18 protein-coding genes are annotated in these 23596 nt (G+C 68.5%); 14 read left to right on the top strand and 4 right to left on the bottom strand.

What is annotated here, in order from left to right; genetic code table 11:
* The first annotated feature begins 1 nt into the window (after position 1).
* Together E0L17_RS02895 and E0L17_RS02890 are read left to right on the top strand one after the other, a co-directional pair.
* On the top strand, positions 2 to 1471 hold the full coding sequence (locus E0L17_RS02895; RefSeq protein ID WP_167929770.1) for a glutamate synthase subunit beta: 1470 nt from the start codon (positions 2 to 4) through the stop codon (positions 1469 to 1471).
* 2 nt (positions 1472 to 1473) lie between these two features.
* A complete protein-coding gene (locus E0L17_RS02890; RefSeq protein WP_167929769.1) occupies positions 1474 to 1743 on the top strand; it encodes a hypothetical protein in 270 nt (89 codons plus the stop codon).
* A gap of 216 nt (positions 1744 to 1959) precedes the next feature.
* On the opposite strand, the gene E0L17_RS02885 is transcribed toward E0L17_RS02890, so the two are convergent.
* Complete coding sequence (locus E0L17_RS02885) at positions 1960 to 2892, bottom strand: zinc dependent phospholipase C family protein (protein WP_167929768.1); 933 nt, start codon at positions 2890 to 2892, stop codon at positions 1960 to 1962.
* A gap of 140 nt (positions 2893 to 3032) precedes the next feature.
* Here E0L17_RS02885 and E0L17_RS02880 point away from each other — a divergent pair, with 140 nt between their 5' ends.
* Positions 3033 to 3551, top strand: coding sequence for an HdeD family acid-resistance protein (locus E0L17_RS02880; RefSeq protein WP_167929767.1), 519 nt, complete (start codon positions 3033 to 3035; stop codon positions 3549 to 3551).
* Between the two features lie 585 nt (positions 3552 to 4136).
* On the opposite strand, the gene rnhA is transcribed toward E0L17_RS02880, so the two are convergent.
* A complete protein-coding gene (gene rnhA, locus E0L17_RS02875; protein ID WP_167929789.1) occupies positions 4137 to 4613 on the bottom strand; it encodes a ribonuclease HI in 477 nt (158 codons plus the stop codon).
* Positions 4614 to 4693: 80 nt separating this feature from the next.
* The gene (gene polA, locus E0L17_RS02870) at positions 4694 to 7375 is read right to left on the bottom strand and encodes a DNA polymerase I (protein ID WP_167929766.1); all 2682 of its coding nucleotides are present in this window, start codon (positions 7373 to 7375) and stop codon (positions 4694 to 4696) included.
* 292 nt (positions 7376 to 7667) lie between these two features.
* Between polA and E0L17_RS02865 the strand changes: the two genes are divergently transcribed.
* Both E0L17_RS02865 and E0L17_RS02860 read left to right on the top strand, forming a co-directional pair.
* The gene (locus E0L17_RS02865) at positions 7668 to 9023 is read left to right on the top strand and encodes an ATP-binding protein (protein ID WP_167929765.1); all 1356 of its coding nucleotides are present in this window, start codon (positions 7668 to 7670) and stop codon (positions 9021 to 9023) included.
* Positions 9024 to 9293: 270 nt separating this feature from the next.
* On the top strand, positions 9294 to 11384 hold the full coding sequence (locus E0L17_RS02860) for a glutamine synthetase III family protein (RefSeq protein WP_167929764.1): 2091 nt from the start codon (positions 9294 to 9296) through the stop codon (positions 11382 to 11384).
* A 411-nt stretch (positions 11385 to 11795) separates the two neighbouring features.
* Here E0L17_RS02860 and E0L17_RS02855 read toward each other — a convergent pair whose 3' ends face one another.
* The gene (locus E0L17_RS02855; RefSeq protein ID WP_167929763.1) at positions 11796 to 12545 is read right to left on the bottom strand and encodes an HAD family hydrolase; all 750 of its coding nucleotides are present in this window, start codon (positions 12543 to 12545) and stop codon (positions 11796 to 11798) included.
* A gap of 279 nt (positions 12546 to 12824) precedes the next feature.
* Between E0L17_RS02855 and rpsA the strand changes: the two genes are divergently transcribed.
* The 9 genes from rpsA (at position 12825) to E0L17_RS02810 (ending at position 23588) form a co-directional block, all read left to right on the top strand.
* Positions 12825 to 13997 (top strand): 30S ribosomal protein S1, encoded by a 1173-nt coding sequence (gene rpsA, locus E0L17_RS02850; protein WP_075279845.1) that lies wholly within the window; start codon positions 12825 to 12827, stop codon positions 13995 to 13997.
* 434 nt (positions 13998 to 14431) lie between these two features.
* On the top strand, positions 14432 to 16075 hold the full coding sequence (locus E0L17_RS02845; protein ID WP_167929762.1) for an ABC transporter substrate-binding protein: 1644 nt from the start codon (positions 14432 to 14434) through the stop codon (positions 16073 to 16075).
* A 123-nt stretch (positions 16076 to 16198) separates the two neighbouring features.
* Complete coding sequence (locus E0L17_RS02840) at positions 16199 to 17134, top strand: ABC transporter permease (RefSeq protein ID WP_167929761.1); 936 nt, start codon at positions 16199 to 16201, stop codon at positions 17132 to 17134.
* Positions 17134 to 18102 (top strand): ABC transporter permease, encoded by a 969-nt coding sequence (locus tag E0L17_RS02835; RefSeq protein ID WP_167929760.1) that lies wholly within the window; start codon positions 17134 to 17136, stop codon positions 18100 to 18102. The genes E0L17_RS02840 and E0L17_RS02835 overlap by 1 nt, the downstream gene beginning before the upstream one ends.
* A 13-nt stretch (positions 18103 to 18115) precedes the next feature.
* Positions 18116 to 19195, top strand: a complete 1080-nt coding sequence (locus E0L17_RS02830; RefSeq protein ID WP_167929759.1) for an ABC transporter ATP-binding protein — start codon at positions 18116 to 18118, stop codon at positions 19193 to 19195.
* 19 nt (positions 19196 to 19214) lie between these two features.
* Positions 19215 to 20264: an ABC transporter ATP-binding protein gene (locus tag E0L17_RS02825; RefSeq protein WP_167929758.1), complete on the top strand. Its 1050-nt coding sequence runs from the start codon at positions 19215 to 19217 to the stop codon at positions 20262 to 20264.
* Between the two features lie 239 nt (positions 20265 to 20503).
* Positions 20504 to 21754 carry a peptidase T gene (pepT, locus tag E0L17_RS02820; protein WP_167929757.1) on the top strand — a complete coding sequence of 417 codons (1251 nt, stop codon included), beginning with the start codon at positions 20504 to 20506 and terminating at the stop codon, positions 21752 to 21754.
* A 57-nt stretch (positions 21755 to 21811) separates the two neighbouring features.
* A complete protein-coding gene (locus E0L17_RS02815; protein WP_167929756.1) occupies positions 21812 to 22867 on the top strand; it encodes a M20/M25/M40 family metallo-hydrolase in 1056 nt (351 codons plus the stop codon).
* Between the two features lie 310 nt (positions 22868 to 23177).
* Entirely contained in the window at positions 23178 to 23588 is a 411-nt protein-coding gene (locus E0L17_RS02810) for a zinc ribbon domain-containing protein (protein WP_167929755.1), read from the top strand.
* Positions 23589 to 23596 lie beyond the last annotated feature (8 nt).

The raw sequence follows: 23596 nt of genomic DNA, 5'->3' as shown, positions 1-23596 counted from the left end.
CATGGGAAGGCCTGGTGCGTACCTGACGGTTGACCGTGAGACCGAGCCGCTGCGGCCGGTGGCCGAGCGCGTGCTCGACTACGAGGGGCTCCACGGGGAGCTTGACGAGGCCCGCCGCCGCGCGCAGGCGAGCCGCTGCATGATGTGCGGCGTGGCGTTCTGCCAGACGGGCCTTGGCTTCGGCGGCGCGCGCCCGAGCGGCTGCCCGCTCCATAACCTCATCCCCGAGTGGAACGACCTCCTCTATCGTGGCCTCATGCGCGAGGCCGCCGATAGGCTGGCGCTTACGTCCCCGCTCCCGGAGTTCACGAGCCGCGTGTGTCCCGCGCTCTGCGAGGCCGCCTGCAACCTGGGCTGTCACGGCGAGCCGGAGACGATCCACGACAACGAGCGCGCGATCTCCGACTGGGAGTGGGCGCATGGCGGCCCCCGACGCTTCCCGCCGGCGGCGCCGGGCGCCCCGCGCGTCGCCGTGGTGGGCTCCGGGCCGGCCGGCCTTGCGGCCGCGTGGGAGCTCGCCCGGCGCGGGGCCCGCGTGACGGTCGTCGAGCGCGCGGACCGCGCGGGGGGCCTGCTCACCTACGGCATCCCCAACATGAAGCTCGAGAAGCGGGTGGTCGCGCGGCGCGTCGCGCTCATGGAGGAGCTGGGGATCGAGTTTCGCCTCAACACGGACGCTGCCGAGAAGGACGTGGCGTCGGCGCTCCTCGCGGAGAGCAACGCCGTGGTCGTGGCCGCGGGCGCGCGCCGGCCGCGGGGGCTCGCCGCGGCGGGCTTCGAGGAGGGGCTTGCCTCGGGCGGCGTGGTCTGGGCCGTGGACTACCTCACGGCCTCCACGCGGGCGCTCCTGGACGGCGGCGAGCCCGCGGTGAGCGCCGAGGGCCGCGACGTGGTGGTCGTCGGCGGCGGCGACACGGGCAACGACTGCCTGGGCACCGCCGTCCGCCAGGGCGCTCGCTCGCTGCGGCAGGTCGAGTTCCTGCCGCGTCCCGCCGAGCCGGGCCCGGGCGTCACGCGCTGGCCCGAGTGGCCCTCCACGCTCAAGACCGACTACGGCCAGGCCGAGGCCATCGCGTCCATGGGCGGCGAGATGCGCTCCTGGGGCGTGGACACGCTCGAGGTCCTTCTCGACGCGGACGGCGCGGTCCGTGGCCTGCGCGTGGCCGACCTCGACTGGTCGGGCGGCGCGCCCGAGCGCGTCGTCGGCAGCGAGCGCGAGGTCCCGGCGCAGCTCGTGCTCATAGCCTGCGGCTTCACGGGCCCGGAGCGCGGCGTGCTGGACGCGCTGGGCGTCTCCGTGGGCGAGCGGGGGCTTCCCGTCACCGAGGGGGGCGCCCATCGCGCCGCGGCGCCCGGTGAGACGCCCGTCTTTCTCGCCGGTGACGCGAGGACGGGGTCCTCGCTCGTGGTGAGCGCCATAGCAGACGCCCTGTCCTGCGCGGCAGAGGCAGCCGCCGAGCTGGGGATATAGCCATGGACGGGCCGGTTGGCATCATGTTCGTCCGGGGGTCGGCCACGGTGGTGGCGGGCTCCGAGGACCCGACGCCGGGCGTCGAGGAGTCCCCGGCGCACGAGGCCGAGTCCCTCGTCTGGCTCGAGGACGGGGAGGAGCGGCCCTTCTCCGCGCTTCCGGAGCGTCGCCGCCCCTGGCTCGAGGAGTCGGCGACGTGGGGCGAGGGCTCCCGAGACGCCCGCCCCGCCGACGAGGGTCCCGAGCCGCCCGACACCCTCGTCTGGCTCTAGGGCCGCGCCCCGGCCGTGGCGCCCCACCGGCCTCGTCCCGTCTCCCGACGCACGCCAATGGCGGCACCCCTCGAGTTTGCACGAGCAAACGCGAGGGGCGCCGTGGTGACTGATTCGCATCCGTGCTGCTCAGGGGCTTGATGGTTCTTCTCGCCATGCCATGCGCCGGCGCGTTTGCACGTGCAAACGCGAAGGGGAGGGGAGGGGCCGCCGACGTCAGTCGTCCGTCCCCGGCCGCCCCGCGTAGTCGAGCCCGCCGACGAGCCTCCTGAAGCCGCCTCGGTCCCCGCGCACGAATGCCTCGGCGAGCGCGGGGTAGGAGAGGCGCGCCTCGTCGAAGAGGTCGGCCAGGCTCTCGGAGCGGATGCGCCCCGTGAAGGGGTCGCGCCAGGGGAGGCAGCCGAGGTTTGCCGCGGGGCAGTCCTCGTCGCGCCGCACGTAGTGCGCCGCAGCCGCTGCCCAGGAGCGCCCGCGCGCGAGCCGCTCGAGGGCACTGACCGCACGCGCGCGCGGCGACCCGGCGGGGTCGATGAGGCGGTAGGCGCGCTCGAGGTCCCGCACGCTGCCGGCGTACTCCCGCGCCCCGAGCTCGAGCCCGAAGACGGCGAGCGAGAGCTGGGAGACGAGTGCCCCGCCCACGCGCTCGACGCGCTCGGTCCGCATGAGGTTCCCGGCGGCGGGCCGCTCGAGCACGGTGGCGCCGCGCTTCTCCCAGAGGATCCAGCTGTCGATGTCCGACTCGATCACGGCGTGCACGTCGCTCGCGACTGCGGCGAGCGTGCGGTCCGCCTCGACGAGGGCACGCTGCTGGGAGACGACGAGGGGGTGCGCCGCGCGGTCGAGCGCGTAGTGGCCGAGAAAGCCGAGCGCGAAGGCGCGCCCGACGCCCTTGTCGGCGGCGGGCAGGCGGCTCACGCCGTCGCGCAGCGCCCAGAACGCGCGCGTGACGCAGCCTCCCTGGATGAGCCGCGCGAGGCGGTGACAGGCGCGCGCCGTGGCGGGCAGGGCCGAGAACCGGGCGAGGAGGGGGTCCGGACCCTGGTTTGCGAGCAGGAAGGCGAGCTTCTCCTCCTCGCCGCTCACGATGCCGTCGGGCAGGCCCGCGATGACGTCCTCGCCGAATATGTGGTGCGTGATGAGAGCGGGCATGGCCCCTCCTCGCGTCGCTTCCGAGAGATTCCACGTGGGTAGTGTATCGCGCGGCGGGGCTCGCCGCGTTGGCGCGCGCGGCGAGCGGGTAGAAAGACGTCATGCGACGGAGAGTCCGTCGCCCAACCTAAGGTGGCATCATGGCTAACTCGTTCCAGCGCGCCCGCGCGACGGTGGTCCTCATGGGAATCGCCTCGCTTCTCACCGGCGTGGTGATCCTGCTCAACCCGGCCGGCGTGGCGCTCTTCCTCACGACCCTCTTCGGCGGGGTGCTCGCCATCACGGGCGCGATCACGCTCGTGGGCTACGCCCGCGCCCGCGACGTCTCGACGCAGTCCGACCTCTTCGTCGGCCTCGTCGAGCTGGTCTTCGGCGCCATTCTCTGGTTCTGGCCCGGGATGTTCGTGAACTGGCTCGTGGTGATCGTGGGCGTGTTCATCCTCTTCTCCGGCCTTGGCGACTTCGCGGAGGCGCGCTCGCTCGCGGCGCTGGGCTCCCCGGCCGCCGGCATGGGGACGGTGCTCGCCGTCCTCACCGTCATCCTCGGCGTGCTCGTGGTGGCCTCGCCGTTTGCCCTCGTCGACCTCATGTTCTCCATTGCCGGCTTCGGCCTCGTCTTCAACGGCGTGACCGAGCTCGTGGCGGCGTTTCGCATGTGAGGCGCCGCCGGCCGCCAGCCGGCACGGCCGCCGTTCCCCGGCGAGGCGACCAGGAGGCCGCGCTCTCCTGTGCGCCTTACTCTCCCGTGTACCCTACTCTCCTGCGCGCCCTGCTCTCCTGCGCGCTTAGGTGAGCAAATTAATCTAGCTATCTTGCGTGGTTTTCTTAGGTGGGTCACGTTAGCGCAGTTGTTCTTCTCGCCCCGCGCTTAGGTGAGTCGAGAAAGTTCGAAGTCTTTGCTCACTTAGCGCACGGCGAGAAGAGCCGGCGAGAAGGGCCGGGAAGACGGGTGAAAAACTCGCCTACGACGCGCTCGCGCCCTTGCCGCGCTGCCCCGCTTGCTCGCTCGCGGTTCGCCCCGCGACTTAGGTGAGCACAGATATCGAACTTTCTTGCACGATTTTCTTAGGTGAGTGACGTTTGCCCAGTTGTTCTTCTCGCCTCGTCCTTAGGTGAGTCGTGCTAGTTCGAAGATTATGCTCACCTAAGGAGGTGGGAGGGGAGGCGGCCGAGAAGTACGGGACGCGGGCGAGAAGAACGGGAGGCGGGCGAGAAGAACGACCGAGAAGAGCCTCGCGCCGCCGCTATCCCTCGAAGCCGGCGTCCTCCTGAAGGCCCGTCCCGTCGGCGGCGGACGTCGCCAGCTCGTCGCAGCGCTCGTTCTCGGGATGCCCCGCGTGGCCCTTGACCCAGACCCAGGTGACCTCGTGCGAGTCGCAGGCGGTCAGCAGCCGCTTCCAGAGGTCGACGTTCTTCACCGGCTGCTTGCTCGCGGTCTTCCATCCGCGGCGGAGCCAGCCGCCGATCCAGTTCTTGTTGAACGCGTTGCAGACGTACTGCGAGTCCGTCGTCATCGTGACCGCGCAGGGGCGGCGCAACGCCTCGAGCGCCGCGATCGCCCCCATGAGCTCCATGCGGTTGTTGGTGGTTCGGCGATATCCCGCCGAGAGCTCGCGCTCATAGGTGCGGCCGTCTGGCCCCGCGTAGCGAAGAACCGCTCCGTAGCCCCCTGGCCCCGGGTTGCCGCGCGAGGAGCCGTCCGACCAGGCCTGCACCTGCATGAGGGCGCCGGGGCGCACGTCCCTCTCGCCCGTCGCGAGCCTCTCTCCCGCCGAGCGCGCAAACTCCTCCCAGCTCGCCATCACTTGGCCTCCGCCCAGTTGGCGCCATAGGAGACCTCGGCGAGCAGCGGCACGCGCAGCTTCACCACGCCCTCCATCGTCTCGCGCACGAGCGCGCTCACGGTCTCGACCTCGGCCTCGGGGACCTCGAGGTCCAGCTCGTCGTGGATCTGCAGCACGAGCTTGGCGGCAAGGCCCTCCTCGTGGAGGCGCCGCTCCACGCGCACCATCGCGATCTTGATGATGTCCGCGGCGGTGCCCTGCATCGGGTGGTTCATCGCGGTGCGCTCGCCGAAGGCGATGAGCTGGCGGTTGCTCTGCTGGAACTCGCGGATGTGCCGGCGGCGGCCGTAGAGCGTCTCGGCGTACCCGCGCTCGTGGGCGACGCGCACCGCCTCGTCGAGGAAGGCGCGCACGCCGGGGTAGGCCTCGAAGTAGCGGTCGATCATCTCCTGCGCCTCGGCGCGCGGAATCTTGAGCGAGCTCGCGAGGCCAAAGGCCTGCTGCCCGTAGACGATGCCAAAGTTCACGGCCTTCGCACGGCTGCGCAGCTGCGGCGTGACCTCCTCCACCGGCACGCCGAAGACGCGCGCCGCGGTGGCGGCGTGGAAGTCCGCGCCCTCGCAGAAGGCGGCGACCAGGTGCTCGTCCCCGGAGAGGTGGGCGAGCAGCCTGAGCTCGATCTGCGAGTAGTCGCAGGCGAGAAACACGCTGCCCTCGGGCACCGTGAACGCCTGGCGCACGCGGTGGCCGAGCTCGGAGCGCGTGGGGATGTTCTGCAGGTTGGGGTCCGAGCTCGAGAGGCGCCCGGTGGCCGTCACCGTCTGGTTGAGCGTGGTGTGGATGCGCCCGTCGCCCGCCACGAGCGCGGGGAGGGCGTCGAGGTAGGTGCTCTTGATCTTGGAGCGCTCGCGGTAGTCGAGTACCTCGGCCACGATGGGGTGCTCGTTCGCCAGGTCGCCGAGGACCTTGGCGTTGGTGGAGTAGAAGCCGCGCTTGGTGCGCTTGAGGCCGAAGGTGGGAAGCCCGAGCACGTCGAAGAGCACGTGGGAGAGCTGCTGCGGGGAGTCGATGTTGAAGTCCTCGCCGGCGGCGGCGTGGATCTTCTCGACCATGCCCTCGATCTCCGCGCCGAGCTCTGAGGACTGGGCCGCGAGCACGCTCACGTCCACGCCGAGGCCCACGCGCTCCATCTCGGCGAGCACCGGCAGGAGCGGCATCTCCATGTCGCGGAAGAGCCCCGTGGCGCCGTCGCGCTCCATGCGCTCGGAGAGCGCCGGCACGAGCAGGCGCGCGCGCACCGCGTCGAGTGCTGCCTCGGGGAGCTCGTCGCTCGCGGCGGGGAGGGTCTCGGCGAGGTACGCCTCTGCGAGCTCCGCGGGGCCGAAGGAGCCGCGCTCGGAGTCGAGCAGGTAGGCGGCCACGGCGACGTCGAAGATGCGGGCGGGGTCGACCTCGCCGGGCGAGAGGAGCTCGGGCTTGGACGAGTCGGCGGGGGAGAGCGCGTGGATGAGCGCCTTGACGTCGCCGGCGGCCACGCGCCCCTCGCGCAGGAGCCGGGCGAGCGCCCCGTCGGCGGCGTCGCCCTCGAGGCGCAGGAGCCGCTCGCCGTCGTAGGCCCACAGGACGTGCGCGAGGCCGAAGAGCGCCCCGTCGGCGCGGTCGTCGTCAAGCGCCACGCCGACCCAGCCGTCCCGCATGGCCGCGTCGAGCGCCGCGAGCGCGTCGTCGGCGACGAGCGGCGCGGGCAGCTCCACGCCGGCCGGGGCGGGCTCGTCCTTCTCGCCGAGCGCCTGGCGTGCGGCGGCGACGGCTTCCTCGCCGGCAAGCCGGACGAGGCGCGAGGTCATGCCCGTGAACCCGAGCGCGGAGAACGCGCGCGTGACCTCCACCGGGTCGAAGGTGGGGAAGCGCGCGTCGGCGAGGTCGAGCTCGATCGGCGCGTCCGTGCGGATCGTGGCCACCTTGCGGGAGACGAGCGCGTCCTCCACGTGGGCGCGCAGGTTCTCGCCCATCTTGCCCTTGACCTCGTCGGCGTGCGCGATGACCTCGTCGAGGCTGCCGTACTGCACGATGAGGGCGGCCGCCTTCTTGGGGCCGATCCCGGGCACGCCGGGGATGTTGTCCGAGGAGTCGCCCTTGAGGCCGTAGAAGTCGGGCACGAGCTCCGGCGTGATGCCGTGGTAGAGGTCCTCCACCGTGGAGGGGTCCATGATCACCACGTCCGTCACGCCCTTCTTGGTGGAGACGACCTTCACGTGGTCGGTCGTGAGCTGGTACATGTCGCGGTCGCCGGTGAAGAGGTACATGTCGTAGCCGGCCGCCTCGCCGCGCCGGGCCAGGGTGCCCAGGATGTCGTCGCCCTCCCAGCCCTCGAGCTCGGCCACGGGGACGTCGAGCGCGCCGAGCAGCTCCTTCACCATGGGGAACTGCTCGTGCAGCGCCGGGTCCATCGGCGGGCGCTGGGCCTTGTACTGCGGCAGCATCTCCATGCGCACGCGCGGCTTGCCCTTGTCGAAGGCGCAGATCACGCCGTCGGGGCGGAAGGTGTCCACCATCTTGATGAACATGTTGAAGAACCCGAAGAGGGCGTTGGTGGCGCGCCCGTCCGGCGCGCTCATGGGCTGGCGAATCGCGTGGAACGCGCGGTGCATGAGGGAGTTTCCGTCGATGACGGCGATGGTGCGGGTGGCGTCTGGCATGTGCGTCCTCTCGTCTGTTGGCTCGCATCATTGTAGGCGAGAAGGACCGTGCGGAGGAGGCCGTGCGAGGGGGCCGTGCAGAGGGGGCAGCCGCCGTGCAAAGGGGACCGTGCAAAGGGGACAGTCACTTTTGCACGGTGTTCGCGTGCAAAAGTGACTGTCCCCTTTGCACGGTCCCCTTTGCACGGCGGCTGCCCCCTCTGCACGGCCCCCTCGCACGCCAAACTTCTTCGGATTCCGAAGAAGCTAAGGTACAATCTTCTCCGAAATCCGAAGAAGATTGGAGCATCCCATGTATGAGCAGCTCGTGGCGGAGTACCTTGCCTATGAGCTCCCGACATACGTGCGCCGACGTGACGCGCTTGGCGAGCTGCCCGCCCCCGCGCGTCGCAACATCATCACAACCCTCATCGGCGTGCGGCGCTGCGGCAAGACGTTCCGCCTGTTCCAGCTCATGGATGACCTGGCGCGCTCGGGCGTTCCGCGGGAGCTCATGCTGTACTTCCCCTTTGACGACGACCGCTTGGGCGAGCTTGACGAGCTCACGGCGTCGCGGGTCCTGGACGCCTACTACGCGCTCGTCCCCGCAGCGGCTCGGGGCTGCTACCTCTTCTTCGACGAGATCCAGGACATACCCAACTGGGCGTCGTTCGCGCGGCGCGTCGCCGAGCAGAACGACGTGACGCTCGTGCTCACAGGCTCGTCCTCGAAGCTGCTCTCTCTGGACATCCCCACCAGGCTGAGGGGCCGCTCGCTTGCAACGGAGGTTTGGCCGCTCGACTTCGCCGAGTTCTGCTCGTTTCACGGGTGGGACGCGCTTCCGTCCGGCCAGATCTTCACGACGCGCGATGCGGCGGCGCTCTCTCAGGCATTTCTCAGCTATCTCGACATCGGCGGCTTTCCCGCGGTCCAGGGCATGACCCCCATCGACCGCGTGCGGCTCTTGCAGGCCTATGCTGACGAGATTGTGACCAAGGATGTGCTCGAGCGCTTTGGGAACGCGTCGTTCAGGGCGGGGCGGCGGCTCGCCCTCGCCGCGCTACGCTCGACGGGCCTGAAGTTCTCGGTGAACAAGCAGGTAAACGCCATGCGCGGCGCCGGGGTTTCCATATCGAGTGAGTCGGCCTATGCGCTGCTCGACGACTTCCAGGACGCTCATCTGGCGTTCAAGCTCGCGGACTATTCGCGCTCGATTGCCGACAACCCCAAGGCGGCCTACAAGCTGTACTCCGTGGACCAGGGACTCTCGCTCGCCGTGGCGCCCGCCAGTCACGTCGACCTGGGGCAGAGGCTGGAGACCGCGGTCTTCATGGGGCTCAAGCGGCGTCACGCTGGAGATCGCGACCGGGTCATTGCCCGCTACAGCTCGCCCGCATGCCCGGAGGTGGATTTCGTGGTTGGCGACGCGCTGCTCGCGGCCGAGTACGAGCTGGTGCAGGTTGCCGTTGAGAGCGGGGCAACGCGGCCGGGGGAGGGCGGAGCCCGTTCGACAAAGTATCGAAGCGAGGTCGGCAACCTGGAGCGGGCGATGGCCGAGACGAGCCTTTCGACTTCGACGCTCGTGACGCTTGACGAGGAGGACGAGGTCTCAACGCCGGGCGGGACCGTGCGGGTGGTACCGGCCTGGAAGTGGTTTCTGGAGAAGTGACGGGCGAGAAGGACCGTGCAGAGGGGGCCGTGCGGAGGGGGCAGCCGCCGTGCAAAGGGGACAGTCACTTTTGCACGCGAGCACCGTGCAAAAGTGACTGTCCCCTTTGCACGGCGGCTGCCCCCTCCGCACGGCCGTTCGTTACCGGGACGCCCCACGACGGCAACCAAACGTCACCGCGAGCTTCACGCGGGGGCAACGGTCGTGAAATAATGACCCCTTAGAGTATTCCGCCGTAAGCCACAACGCCGACGACGAAAAGGGGCGCACATGGGCAAGGACAAGGTCACAGAGGAGTACGGGAACCTGCTCTTCACGGACGCCGTGATGCAGGAGCGGCTTCCCAAGCCGACGTACAAGGAGCTTCGCCAGGTCATCGACGACGGCAAGCCGCTCGACCTCGACATCGCAAACGAGGTCGCGCACGCGATGAAGGAGTGGGCGCTCGAGAAGGGCGCCACGCACTTCGCCCACTGGTTCCAGCCGCTCACGGGCATCACCTCCGAGAAGCACGACAGCTTCCTCACGCCCATCGACGACGGCACGATCCTCATGTCCTTCTCGGGTAAGGAGCTCGTCCAGGGCGAGCCGGACGCGTCCTCCTTCCCCTCCGGCGGCCTGCGCGCGACCTTCGAGGCGCGCGGCTACACCGCGTGGGACCCCACGAGCCCGGCCTTCATCAAGGACGAGGTCCTGTGCATCCCCACGGCATTCGTCTCCTACAACGGCGAGGCGCTCGACAAGAAGACGCCGCTCCTGCGCTCGCAGGTGGCCCTCGAGAAGCAGGCGAAGCGCGTGCTCGCGCTCTTCGGCCGCGAGCCCAAGCGCGTCTTCACCACGATCGGGCCCGAGCAGGAGTACTTCCTCATCAAGGAGGAGGACTACGAGAAGCGCCCTGACCTCATCTACTGCGGCCGCACGCTCTTCGGCTGCGAGCCGGTCAAGGGCCAGGAGCTCGAGGAGCACTACTTCGGCGCCATCCGCCCGACGGTCAACGACTTCATGAAGGAGGTCGACGACGAGCTCTGGAAGCTCGGCGTGCCGGTCAAGACCAAGCACAACGAGGTCGCCCCCTGCCAGCACGAGCTCGCGCCGATCTTCGAGCAGGGGTCGCTCGCCATCGACGACAACCTCCTCACGATGGAGAAGCTCAAGCTCCTGGCCACGCGCCACGGCCTTGCCTGCCTCGAGCACGAGAAGCCCTTCGAGTACGTGAACGGCTCGGGCAAGCACAACAACTGGTCCATCTGCGCCGATGGCAAGAACCTCCTGGAGCCCGGCGAGGTGCCGAGCGAGAACCTGCAGTTCCTCGTCTTCCTGGCCGCGCTCGTGGCCGCCGTCGACGAGCACGCCGACCTGCTGCGCATGAGCGTCGCCTCCGCCGGCAACGACCACCGACTTGGCGCCAACGAGGCGCCGCCGGCGATCATCTCGGTCTTCCTCGGCGACCAGCTCCACGAGATCGTTGAGGCGCTCATCCACAAGGAGGAGCCGGAGGTCCACGAGGCCGAGCGCATGGACCTCGGCGTCCCCGCGCTGCCCGACCTCCTGCGCGACACCACTGACCGCAACCGCACCTCGCCCTTCGCCTTCACGGGCAACAAGTTCGAGTTCCGCATGTGCGGCAGCCAGCAGAACCTCTCCGACCCCAACGTGGTCCTCAACACCGCGGTGGCCGAGCAGTGCGACCGCTTCGCCACCAAGCTCGAGGGCAAGACGGGCGACGAGTTCACCGCGCTCGCCATGCGCTGGGTGCGCCACACCCTGCGCGACCACCAGCGCGTGCTCTTCGAGGGCAACGGCTACTCCGAGGAGTGGGAGGCCGAGGCCGCCCGCCGCGGGCTGCCCAACCTCAAGACCACGCCGGACACCCTCTCCTGCATCACCGCGCCCGAGACCGTGGCCTTCTACGCCAAGTACCACGTCCTGAACGAGGCCGAGCTCCACGCCCGCTACGTCTCCAAGGCCGAGCAGTACGCCAAGCTCCTGAACATCGAGGCCAACACCATGGTCTACATGGCGCGCCACCTCTACCTGCCGGCGCTCTTCGACTACTCGGGGGACATCGCGACCTCCGTGGCCACCAAGGCCGAGATCGGCATCGAGAGCCCGGTCGAGAAGGAGCTCGTGCGCACGCTCACGGACGGCATCTCCGCCATCCACGAGGCCGCGGCCGACCTCGAGGCCAACAACGCCTCCGCCCGCGAGGTGGCAGACCCGCTCGAGCAGTGCTTCGCCTACCGCGACAACGTCCTGCCCTCCATGGCGCACCTGCGCGAGTGCGTGGACGCCATGGAGAAGGTCTGCGGCGAGGACTACTGGCCCGTGCCCACCTACAACCAGATGCTCTTCTGGGTGTAGCGCCCCGGCCAGCCCGCCTGGCGAGAAGAACCTCCCGTCGCCGCCCCGCCCGACCCCCGCGGTCGTGCGGGGCGGCGTTTCTGTGGCGGCGCCCGCGGCGGCCCAACCGCCGTGGAAAGGGGCGGATTCGGGAGCGTGACGGTTCTTCTCGCCCCGTGGGGCTTGTGGCGCATCAAAGGTTGCGCCCAACCAGGGAGAGTTCCCGGCAAAAGGGGGATTATCCGGCCACGGGGGAGGGGCGGCCACCCCATGAGGCGGGACTTCTGGCGCCGAGGTGGCATGGGTAAAAGACCGGGGTGTACATATCTACCCCTCACCTATTCTCGCAACTGTCCCTTTGTCTGAGCCGGAGGGGGATATGTACACCCCGGTCTTCTAGGGCGGCGCCAAAACGGCCCCGGGCGCCCCGCCTCAGCGCGCCTTGCGCGCGTCGGCCTCGTTGAGTCGGCGGACCAGGCCCGGCAGCTCGCGGGCGAGCTCGGCCATGGAGCCGCGCCAGACGGCGCGCTTGGGCCGGGCGTGGCCCACGTAGGCGGTGCGCAGGCCGCAGTCGGCGCGCGGCAGGTCGCGCACGGCGTCGTTGCCGACCATGAGGCACTCCTCGAGACGAACGCCCAGGAGGTTGGCGAACTCCTGGTAGTAGCGGGCGCTCGGCTTGCAGCGCGTGGAGTTCGAGATGGTGGAGACGAGGGCGAAGTCGTCCACGTGGACGCCCGCCCACTCCATCCGGGCGCGGTCGCAGGCGAGGGAGAACGTGGGGTTGGTGGCGAGCGCGCAGACGAGGCCCTCGGACCAGACGGCGTCGATAGCCTCGCGCGCGCCCTCGACGGGGCGCGCCGCCACGATGCCGCGCGCGTAGCCGGGGACGACCTCGCGCTCGTAGCAGTCGATGAGGTCGTGGATGACGGGGTCGTCGAGCGGGATGCCCGAGGCCGCCTGGAACGTCTGGTTGAAGAGCTGCTCGTTGGTGAGCGAGTCCTGCCGGTCCTGCGAGTCGATGGCGAGCAGGCTCCGCACGAAGGGGACCCCGAGGGCGGCCGGGCTCGTGCGCGCGGCCTCGGCGAGCAGCCGAGAGGCGCCGGCGACGTAGCGCGCCACGAAGGCCGTGAGGTTGAGGCGCAGCAGCGTGTCGTCGAGGTCGAAGAGCACGGCTCGTATCACGGTGGCCTCCCTGGTCGCGTCAGGGGACGTTGCGTCGCCTCGGGCGCGCGCGACGTCCCCGCAGATTTCCTGTAAGAAAATTACTAGATACCCAAGAGTTCCGCTTGAAATACACACTCACATAACGCTACTCTAGTCCACGTGTGGGCACAGGGGCCCGCACAACCGTATCTGTCGGCCCCCGAGAGCATGTAAGTTTCCACGTAGACGCCACGATTCTAGGCACTGCAGGCAGCGACCATGACGACCGGGGCCCCGTTGTTCGAAAGGGGTCCACCTTTGAGTGAGATTCAGAACTCGTCCATCTTCTCCCTGGATGACATCTCAGACGAGGAGATGAACAACCTCATCGACGGCACCGTGACCGACTTCGATGAGGGCGATCTTGTCACCGGCACCGTCGTCAAGATCGAGCGCGATGAGGTTCTGCTTGACATCGGCTACAAGTCCGAGGGCGTCATCCCGTCCCGCGAGCTCTCCATCCGCAAGGACATCAACCCGGCCGAGGTCGTCGCCATGGGTGACGAGATCGAGGCGCTCGTTCTCCAGAAGGAGGACAAGGAGGGCCGTCTCGTCCTGTCCAAGAAGCGTGCCGAGTACGAGCGCGCCTGGAACGCCGTCGAGGAGAAGTTCAACTCCGGCGAGACCGTCGAGGGCGAGGTCATTGAGGTCGTCAAGGGCGGCCTGATCCTCGACATCGGCCTGCGCGGCTTCCTGCCCGCCTCCCTCGTCGACCTCCGTCGCGTCAAGGACCTCAACGCCTACCTCGGCACCCGAATCGAGGCCCGCGTCATCGAGATGGACCGCAACCGCAACAACGTCGTCCTCTCCCGCCGCGTCGTCCTCGAGGAGGCCCGCAAGGCCGAGCGCCAGGAGATCCTCTCCAAGCTGCAGGTCGGCATGCGCCTCAAGGGCACCGTCTCCTCGATCGTCGACTTCGGCGCCTTCGTCGACCTCGGCGGCATCGACGGCCTCGTGCACATCTCCGAGCTCTCCTGGAACCACGTCAACCACCCCTCCGAGGTCGTCAAGGTCGGCCAGGAGGTCGAGGTCCAGGTTCTCGACGTCGACCTCAACCGCGAGCGCATCTCCCTCGGCCTCAAGCAGACCACCGAGGACCCCTGGCGCTCCCTCGTCAAGAAGTACCCGGTCGACGCCATCGTCGAGGGCACCGTCACCAAGCTCGTCACCTTCGGCGCGTTCGTCGACCTCGGCGAGGGCGTGGAGGGCCTCGTGCACATCTCCGAGATGGCCAAGCAGCATGTCGACCAGCCGTCCCAGGTCTGCACCGTGGGCGACACCGTCCAGGTGAAGGTCATGGAGATCGACCTCGACCGTCGTCGCATCTCCCTCTCCATGAAGGCCGCGGCCGAGACCCTCGGCACCGAGGTCGAGGTCAAGCCGCTCCCCGAGAGCGACAAGCCTGCCGAGAAGGACGAGGACGCCGAGTAGCGCCTCTCTCACGGAGCCTCAGCAAGGGCCGCCCCACGGGGCGGCCCTTTTTTCGGTCGGGGGGGCGAGCTGGCCTCCGCGCGCTGCGGAATTGGGGGTCGCGGCAATTTCCGGGCAGGCCGCGTTGTCGCATTGGGGGTCGTGGCAATCGGAGAGGGACGTCAACTGGGCGTTCTTCTCGCCCTGTTGCGGGATTGGGGGTTATGGCAGCCCGATTGCTGCCACGACCCCAGATTGGGCAACGCCAAAGTCGACAGGATTGCCGCAACCCCGGATGGGACAACGGCCGGCCGGGCTCAAGGGAGGGGAAGCCGAGAGGACTTTAGCAAAGTAAATCGTACGTTAAGGTTTCAAGGGACTGACAGTTGGCCTCCCATAATGAAGATGCCGCGCGCCGGAGGAAGGCGCGCCACGTAACCAAGGGAGGAATGTCAATGAGCGACAAGATCACCCGTCGCGGCTTCGTGAAGGGCGCTGCCCTCGCGGGTGCCGCCACCGCCACCGCGGCCCTCGCCGGATGCGGCGGGGAGGAGGCCCCCGCCACCAACGAGGACGGCTCCGTCAAGAAGATCCTGCGCTTCGGCCAGTCCAACCCCAAGCTCGGCCTGGACATGCAGATTTCCACGAACTCCGGCTCCTCCTCGGTTGCCGACTGCATCTTCGAGGCCCCGCTGCGCTGGACCGAGGACAACGAGCTCGTCCCGTGCCTGCTCACCGAGATCCCCACGTTCGAGGATGACGGCGTGACCCTGCACTGCACCCTCAAGGAGGGCATCACGTGCCACGACGGCTCCACGCTCACGGCCAACGACGTCAAGTTCTCCTTCGAGCGCATGTTCAAGCCCGAGACCGCGGCCAAGTCCACCTACATGTATGACATGATCAAGGGCGCCAAGGCCATGCTCAACGGCGAGGCCACCGAGCTCGAGGGCCTGACCGTCGAGGACGACACCCACTTCACCTTCGTCCTCGAGTACCCGATGGTCTCCTTCATCAACAACCTCGGCATCAACTACGCGGACATCTTCCCGCAGGCCGCCGTCGAGAAGGTCGAGTCCGAGGGCCGCAAGTGGGGCTGGGGCACCGACTGCGTGGGCACCGGCAAGTACAAGATCGTCTCCAACGACGACACCACCGAGGTCGTCATGGAGAAGTTCGCCGAGTACCACGACGGCGAGCCCGCCCTCGACGAGGTCCACATCATCTACTACGACGACAACAACACCAAGCTCCTCGCCTTCAAGAACGGCGACATCGACTGGTGCGACCTCGAGGCCACGCTGCTCAAGCAGTACCAGGAGGACCCGGACGTCAAGGACCAGATCACGCTCTACGAGACGCTCGGCGTGCACTTCGTGAACCTCAACCTGCGTGACGACATGGGCCTCACCGACCCGCGCGTCCGCGAGGCGCTCTCCATCTCCATCGACCGCCAGGCCCTCGTGGACACCGTCCTCGCCGGCGCCGGCACGCCCGCCATGGGCTGGCTCGCCCCGCAGACCCCGGGCCACGACTCCGACGCCGAGATCCCGTATGACCCCGAGCGCGCCAAGGAGCTCATCAAGGAGGCCGGCGCCGAGGGCCTTCAGCTCGAGGCCAAGATCCGCGCAAACCTCTACGAGACGTACATGACCGTCGTCCAGAGCTACTGGAAGGAGATTGGCGTCGACCTCAAGCTCACCATCGAGGACAACGGCGTCTGGTCCTCCGACTGGGCCGACGGCAACTGCCAGATCACGGCCGTGGGCTGGTTCCCGCTCTATGCCGACGGCGACAACCACCTCTACACGTACTTCCTCTCCGACAACGCCAAGGGCAAGTCCTCGTTCTACAACAGCCCCGAGTTCGACCAGCTCGTCACCGAGGCGCGCCAGGAGCAGGACCAGGACGTCCGCGCCGACCTCTACAAGCAGGCCGACAACCTGGTCACCCGCGTCGACTTTGCGACGATTCCGCTGTACTGGCCGAAGAACTCCTTCGTCGCCAAGTCCTACGTCAAGAACGCCAAGGTCGGCAACCTGATCTACCACATGTTCGACATCGACATCGACACGTCCGACCCGAACTACTCGGCCTAGTCGACGTCCTGAGAGAGGGCACCCCGGCACGGCTCTCCTGCGTGCCGGGGCGCCCCACGTTGCGGCGCGCGCATCCGGCAGGAGAGGGGGCGGCGCGCCCGAGCGAGAAGAAAGGAGCAGGCGGTGAGAAGCTTTCTCATCAAGAGGGTCCTGCTGGCGATCGGCGTGGTCTTCGCCATCTCCGCCATCACGTTCTTCGTCCTGAACATCGTGCCGGGCGACCCGGTGCGCATCATGGTGGGCGAGATGGCCGACGACGCGACGGTCGAGCGCATCCGCGAGCAGATGGGCCTGAACGACCCCGTCGAGGTGCAGTACGCGCGCTGGCTCACCAACATGCTGCAGGGTGATTTCGGCACCTCGTACACGCAGAGCAAGCCCGTCGTGACCCTCATGGGCCAGGCCTTCCTCACCACGGCCCGCCTCGCCGGCCTCGCCTACGTGTTCGCGCTCGCGCTCGGGCTCCTCATCGGCGTCATCGCGGCCGTCAACCACGGCAAGTGGATCGACCGCGCCCTCATGGCCCTCTCGATCCTGGGCATCTCCGCCCCGGTCTTCTGGGTTGCCGTGATCTTCCAGATCGTCTTCGCGCTCACGCTCAAGTGGTTCCCGCTCTCCGGCATCAAGACCTGGCAGGCCTTCGTGCTGCCGGTGATCGCGCTCGGTGTGCGCTACGCCGCCTCGATCGCCCGCGTCACGCGCACGAGCATGCTCGACGTCCTCTCGCAGGACTTCATGCGCACCGCCGAGGCCAAGGGCGTCCGAAAGTGGACGGTCATCATCGCCCACGGCCTGAGGAACGCGCTCATCCCCATCATCACCATCGCGGGCACCCAGCTCGGCGAGATCCTCACGGGCTCGATCCTCATCGAGTCGATCTTCATGATGCCGGGCATGGGCAAGCTCCTGCTCGACGCGATCAACTCCCGCGACCTGCCCCTCATCCAGGGCGGCGTCATGTACATCGCGGTCATCTGCGTGGCCGTCTACCTCATCGTGGACATCCTGTACGCGGTCGTCGACCCGCGCATCCGACTCGGGAAGGAGGCGGCTGAGTAATGGCTCTCCTCACGAGCGACAAGAACAGCCCCAAGGTCCAGAAGGCCATGGACGTCGCCGAGCGCGCCTCCGAGGCCCAGGTCCCCACCGGCAGCCCCGAGGACGACGGCCCCGTCAAGCGCCGCGCCTCGAGCTACTGGGCCGTGAGCTGGAACATCTTCAAGAAGAACAAGGTCGGCGTCTTCTGCCTCGGCGTCGTCGTCCTTCTCGCCCTCGTGGCGATCCTGGCGCCGGTGCTCGCGCCCTATGACCCGGACGTCCAGGAGCTCGCCAACATGCTCCAGGCCCCCTCGGCCGCGCACCCCTTCGGCACCGACGAGTTCGGCCGCGACATCCTCTCCCGCGTCATATACGGCTGCCGCGTCTCGCTCTCCGTGGGCGTGGTCTCGCAGGCCATCGCCCTCGTCATCGGCTTTCTCGCGGGCGTGTGCGCCGGCTACTTCGGCGGCAAGGTCGACGCGGTCATCTCCTTCGTGATCCAGGTCTTCTCGAGCTTCCCGTTCCTGCTCTTCGCCATCGTCGTCATGTACGCGCTGGGGCCGGGCCTCGTGAACCTGTACGTCGCGCTCGGCCTTCTGGGCTGGGCGTCCACGGCGCGCCTCGTGCGCGGCGACGTCATGCGCCTCAAGGGCTCCGAGTACATCCAGAGCTGCATCCTCTCGGGCGGCAAGAGCTGGCGCATCATCATGAAGCACCTGCTGCCCAACTGCGTCTCCACGCTGATCGTCACCACCACGCTCGGCATCCCCTCGGCCATCATGTCCGAGGCCTCGCTCTCCTTCCTCGGCCTCGGCGTCCAGCCGCCGATGTCGAGCTGGGGCCAGATGATCAACGCCGCCCAGCCCTACATCCAGTCGAGCACGTACTACAGCGTCATCCCGGGCATCGCCATCATCATCACGGTCATGGCATTCAACCTGCTCGGCGACGCCCTGCGCGACGCCCTCGACCCGAAGATGCGCTCCTAGGAGGGGAGGATCCATGTCAGAGACCAACGTCTCGGTCAACGCCGAGCTTCGCGACGTCGCGGAGGAGGTCACCGAGCAGGCGCTCGATCAGGCCGCCCGCGCCGAGGTCCTTCTCGACGTTCAGGACCTCTCGGTGACGCTGTTCACCGAGGACGGGGCGCTGCCCGCAATCCGCAACCTGTCCTTCGTCATGCGCCGCGGCGAGACGCTCGCCGTGGTGGGCGAGTCGGGCTGCGGCAAGTCCATGACCGCGCTTTCCATCATGGGCCTTCTGCCCCAGCCGCCGGCCAAGATCGTGGGCGGCAAGATCCTGCTCGAGGGGGCTGACCTTGCGGCGCTCACGCGCGACGAGATGCGCACCTACCGCGGCAGCAAGATCGGCATGATCTTCCAGGAGCCCATGACCTCGCTCAACCCCGTCATGACGGCGGGGCGCCAGATCCGCGAGGGCATCCTCGTGCACAACCCCAAGATGCCCAAGAAGGACGCCGACGCGCGCGCCCTGGAGATGATCAAGCTCGTGGGCATCCCCGCGCCGGAGAAGGTCTTCAAGAGCTACCCGCACGAGCTCTCCGGCGGCATGCGCCAGCGCGTGATGATCGCCATGGCCCTTGCCTGCCAGCCGGCGCTGCTCATCTGCGACGAGCCCACCACGGCGCTCGACGTGACCATCCAGGCGCAGATCCTCCAGCTCATCGACCGCATGCGCGAGGAGCTGGGCACGGCGGTCATGCTCATCACGCACGACATGGGCGTCGTCTCGGAGATGGCCGACTGGGTGGCCGTCATGTACGCGGGTCACCTCGTGGAGTACACGCTCGCCTCCGAGCTCTTCACCAACCCCAAGCACCCGTACTCGATTGGCCTCATCAACTCCATCCCGTCGCTCGACGACGCGGTGGAGAAGCTCTACGCCATCCCGGGCAACGTCCCCATGCTCGACGAGCTGCCCTCGGGCTGCCCCTTCCACCCGAGGTGCCCGTACGCCAAGGACGTCTGCCGCAGGGAGTGCCCGCACGTGGCGCCGCTCGACGGCAACGAGAACCACACCGTGGCCTGCTGGATGTTCGACTCAGAGAAGTGGGGTGAGTAGCGTGGGCAGAAACGCCGACATGACGGACGTCGTGCTCAAGGTCGAGCACCTCACCAAGCGCTATCCCGTGAAGAAGGGCGTCTTCGGCAGGACCGGCGCCTACGTGCACGCGCTCGAGGACGTCTCCTTCGAGGTGCACCGCGGCGAGACCTTCGCCATCGTGGGCGAGTCCGGCTGCGGCAAGTCCACCACGGGCAAGTGCGTCCTGCGCCTGACCGAGCCCACCGAGGGCACGGTCACGCTCGACGGCGAGGACTTCACCGCGCTCAAGGGCGACGAGCTCACGCGCGCCCGCCAGAAGATGAAGCTCATCTTCCAGGACCCGTACTCCTCCCTCAACCCGCGCATGACGGTGGCCGACATCATCGCCGAGCCGATCGACATCGCCAAGACCTACAAGACGCGCGCCGAGCGCGACGCCCGCGTCGAGCAGATCATGAAGGCCGTGGGCCTGGACCTCGCGTACAAGTACCGCTACCCGCACGAGTTCTCCGGCGGCCAGCGCCAGCGCATCGGCATCGCGCGCGCCATCGTGCTGAAGCCCGAGGTCGTGGTCTGCGACGAGCCGGTCTCGGCGCTCGACGTCTCGGTCCAGGCCAAGGTCATCAACCTGCTGGAGGAGCTACAGGAGAAGTTCGGCCTCTCCTACATCTTCATCAGCCACGACCTCTCGGTGGTGAAGCACATCTCCGACACCGTGATGGTCATGTACCTCGGCCACACGATGGAGCTCGCCAGCAAGGAGGAGCTCTTCGACAACCCGCTGCACCCCTACACCAAGGCGCTGCTGGACGTCATCCCGCGCATACGCCACGAGCGCATCCAGGACAAGAAGATCCTCGAGGGCGACGTCCCCAGCCCCACCAACCCGCCCCAGGGCTGCGTCTTCCACACGCGCTGCCCGCAGTGCATGAGGGTCTGCGGCGAGCGCGCGCCCGAGATGCACGAGGTCGCGCCCGGCCACCGCTGCGCGTGCCACCTCTTTGACGAGGGCCTCACGGCCGAGGAGCGCCAGCCCGTCATGGCCGCCGCCCTCGCCGAGGCGGAGGCGGCCCTCTCCGCCAAGTAGCCGCGCCCCGCGCCACCGCGCCACCGCGCCACTGGCGTCAGGTTTATTTGGCGCGCCACTGGCGTCAGGTTTATTTGGCACGCTCGAGTGACAGGTTTTGGACGGACGGGGCGCCCCAGGGGGCCTCATCCGTTCGAAACCTGTCACTCATCTGTAGGGGCCTTTGTGGGAGAATCGCGCTCGGACCGATAAGCCGAGGTCCGATAGACCAAAGGACGCATCGTCGATTGGAGCCAGCCATGTCTGACGTGCTCGACCGCTTCATCCGCTACTGCGAGGTTCCCTCGCAGTCCAACCCCCTGACCGCCGACCACGTGCCGTCGACCGAGTCCCAGTTCAAGATTGCCGAGGTCGTGGCCGCGGACCTGCGCGCGCTCGGCGCCGAGGACGTGACCGTTGACGAGCACGCCTACGTGACGGCCCACTGGCCCGCGAGCGCCGGCGCCGAGGGCCTGCCCACGCTCGGCCTCTGCTGCCACCTGGACACCGCCTGGCAGTCCTGGGGCGACCCGGTGCGCCCGCGCGTCGTGCGCTACGAGGGCGGCGAGCTCGCCCTGGGCACCGGGCGCGACGGCCGCCCCGTGACCCTGAGCCCCCAGATGAACCCCGAGCTCGAGCGCATGGCGGGGGAGGAGCTCGTGGTCACGGACGGCACGTCGCTTCTCGGCGGGGACGACAAGGCCGGCGTGGCCGAGTGCGTGGCCCTTCTCGCCCGCCTGAGGGAGGACCCGGCGCTCCCGCACCCGCGCCTCGCGCTCGCCTTCGTGCCGGACGAGGAGATCGGCCACGGCGCGGCGCTCCTCGACCTCGACGCCTTCGGCGCGGCGTACGGCTACACCATCGACGGCGGCCCCTTCGGCGAGTTCTGCTACGAGACCTTCAACGCCGTGGAGGCCTTCGTCCGCGCGCACGGCGTCTCCGTCCACACCGGCACCGCCAAGGGCAAGATGGTCAACGCCTCCGAGGCGCTCGTCCGCTTCCACCAGCTCCTGCCCGCCGCCGAGCGCCCGGAGTTCACCGAGGGCTACGACGGCTTCTTCTACCTCGAGCGCATCGAGGGCTCCTGCGAGGAGGCCTCCTCGGACTACATCATCCGCGACCACGACTGGGCGCAGGTGGAGCGGCGCGAGAAGATCATGCGCGACGCTGCGGCCCTCGTGAACGCGCAGATGGGCGCCGACGTCGTCTCCGTGGAGTTCAAGGACCAGTACCGCAACCTCGCCGAGGTTATCTGCCGCCCGGAGTACGCGCACCTCATCGAGAACGCCCGCACGGCGTACGCCGCGGCGGGGCAGGAGATGTTCTGCGTGCCCATGCGCGGCGGCACCGACGGCTCGCAGCTCTCCTTCCGCGGCTTCCCGTGCGCGAACCTCTCCGCGGGCTACTACAACGCCCACGGCGTGCGCGAGTTCGTGCCGGTGCGCGAGCTCGAGCGCATGGTGGACGTGCTGCAGGAGCTCGTGGCGCTCTATGCGCGCCCGCAGGCGTAGAATAGCGCGACGAGAAGGGAAGGGCGGGCCCGCGCCCGCCACGACGAAGGAGGAGCCTTGAGCCACCAGATCGACCCCCAGTACCTGATCGACACCCTCCACGAGTGCGTCGAGGTGGAGAGCCCCGTGGGCTACTACCCCGAGGTCCACGCATGGCTGCGCGACACGCTCGCCGACCTGGGCTACGAGATGATCGTCGACAACAAGGCCACGGCCTACGTCCGCGTGCCCGGAAAGAGCGGCGAGAAGACCGTGTGCATCGGCGCCCACCTCGACACCATCGGCCTCGTGGTGCGCGGCTTCAACGATGACGGCACCCTTCGCGTCCGCCAGCTCGGCGGCATCAACTACGCGAGCATCGAGGGCGAGACCTGCCTCGTCCACTGCCGCGACGGCCGCACGGTGGCCGGTCAGGTCATCTGCAACCACCACTCCGTCCACGTGTGGGCCGAGGCCAAGACCGACGCGCGCACCGAGGACACCATGTCCGTGAGCCTGATCGCCGACGTCAAGAGCCCGGAGGACGCCCGCGCGCTCGGCGTGACCGAGGGCGCCATGATCGGCATCGACCCGCACTTCGAGGCCTTCGACAACGGCTACATCGTGAGCCGCCACATCGACGACAAGGGCAGCGTCGCCGTCCTTCTCGACGTCCTTCGCTGGCTCAAGGAGACTGGCGAGAAGCCCGCGTACGACACGCTCTTCGCCTTCCCCATCTACGAGGAGATCGGCCACGGCGCGTCCTGGGTGCCGGCCGAGGTCTCCGAGTACGTGGCCGTGGACATCACGCTCATCGGCCCCGACTACGCGGGCACCGACGAGCACTCCGTGGCCGTCATCTGCTCCGACGCCAAGGGCCCCTACGACTGGGACCTCACCAACACGCTGATCGCCTGCGCGGGCGCGGCCTGCACCGAGGGCCGCTGGACCACGCAGGTCTGCTTCCACTACTCCACGGACGCCAACGGCGCCTACACCCACAGCAACGACCTGCGCAGCGGCGCCTTCGGCATGGCGTGCCTCAACACCCACGGCCGCGAGCGCTGCCACGTCGACGCGCTCGTTGAGACCGAGCGCCTGGCGCGCGCCTACGTGATGGGCGAGGGCCGCTAGGTCCTTCTCGCCGGGCCCTGGGGCGGAGGCCCCGTTTCCGGGTACGTACGCATCCCCTCCGGGTACGTACGCATCCCCTCCGGGTACGTACACTCCGTCTCCGGGTACGTACGAACTTCACATGTTGATGCGAGAGCCCCGGGCCTCTGACCTGGGGCTCTCTCGTGTCGATAAGAACTTGGGGGGCGTGTGGGCGTACGTATCCGGAAGGGGCGCGTACGTACCCGGAGGGGGCGCCGCCTGCCGCCGTGTGTAGAGACGGCCAGGAATGGGTATCAGCAAAGGGTTGATATGCGACCAAGGGGGAGAGATGGCATCAGGTGACTGGCAGCGCAAGCTCGCGGACTGGCTGAGGGGACGGCAGGGGCCGGACGACCTCGCCACCTTCTGCGTCAACGTGGCGATCGTGGTGGTGGTCGTGAACCTCTTCGCGCGCACGTCGTGGCTCGGCTGGGTGGCGCTCGCGCTCATCGTCTACGCGATGTTCCGCATCCAGTCCAAGAACCTCGGCAGCCGCGCGCGAGAGAACGAGGCGTTCCTGAACGCGCTCGGCCCCGCGCGCCCCTGGGTCCAGAACCCCCGCGCCGCCTGGGCGGAGCTCAGGTCCTACAAGCACGCCCGCTGCAGCTCGTGCAAGCAGAGGGTCCGCGTGCCGCGCGGCAAGGGCAAGCTCCGCGTCACCTGCCCCAGGTGCGGGACCAAGTTCGAGGTCAAGTCGTAGGGGGCCGC

The organism is Olsenella sp. SW781 (assembly GCF_012027725.1).
Classification (GTDB): Bacteria; Actinomycetota; Coriobacteriia; order Coriobacteriales; family Atopobiaceae; genus Thermophilibacter.
The sequence above is the reverse complement of the archived record's forward strand: the minus strand, read 5'-3'. Positions and strand labels throughout refer to the sequence as shown.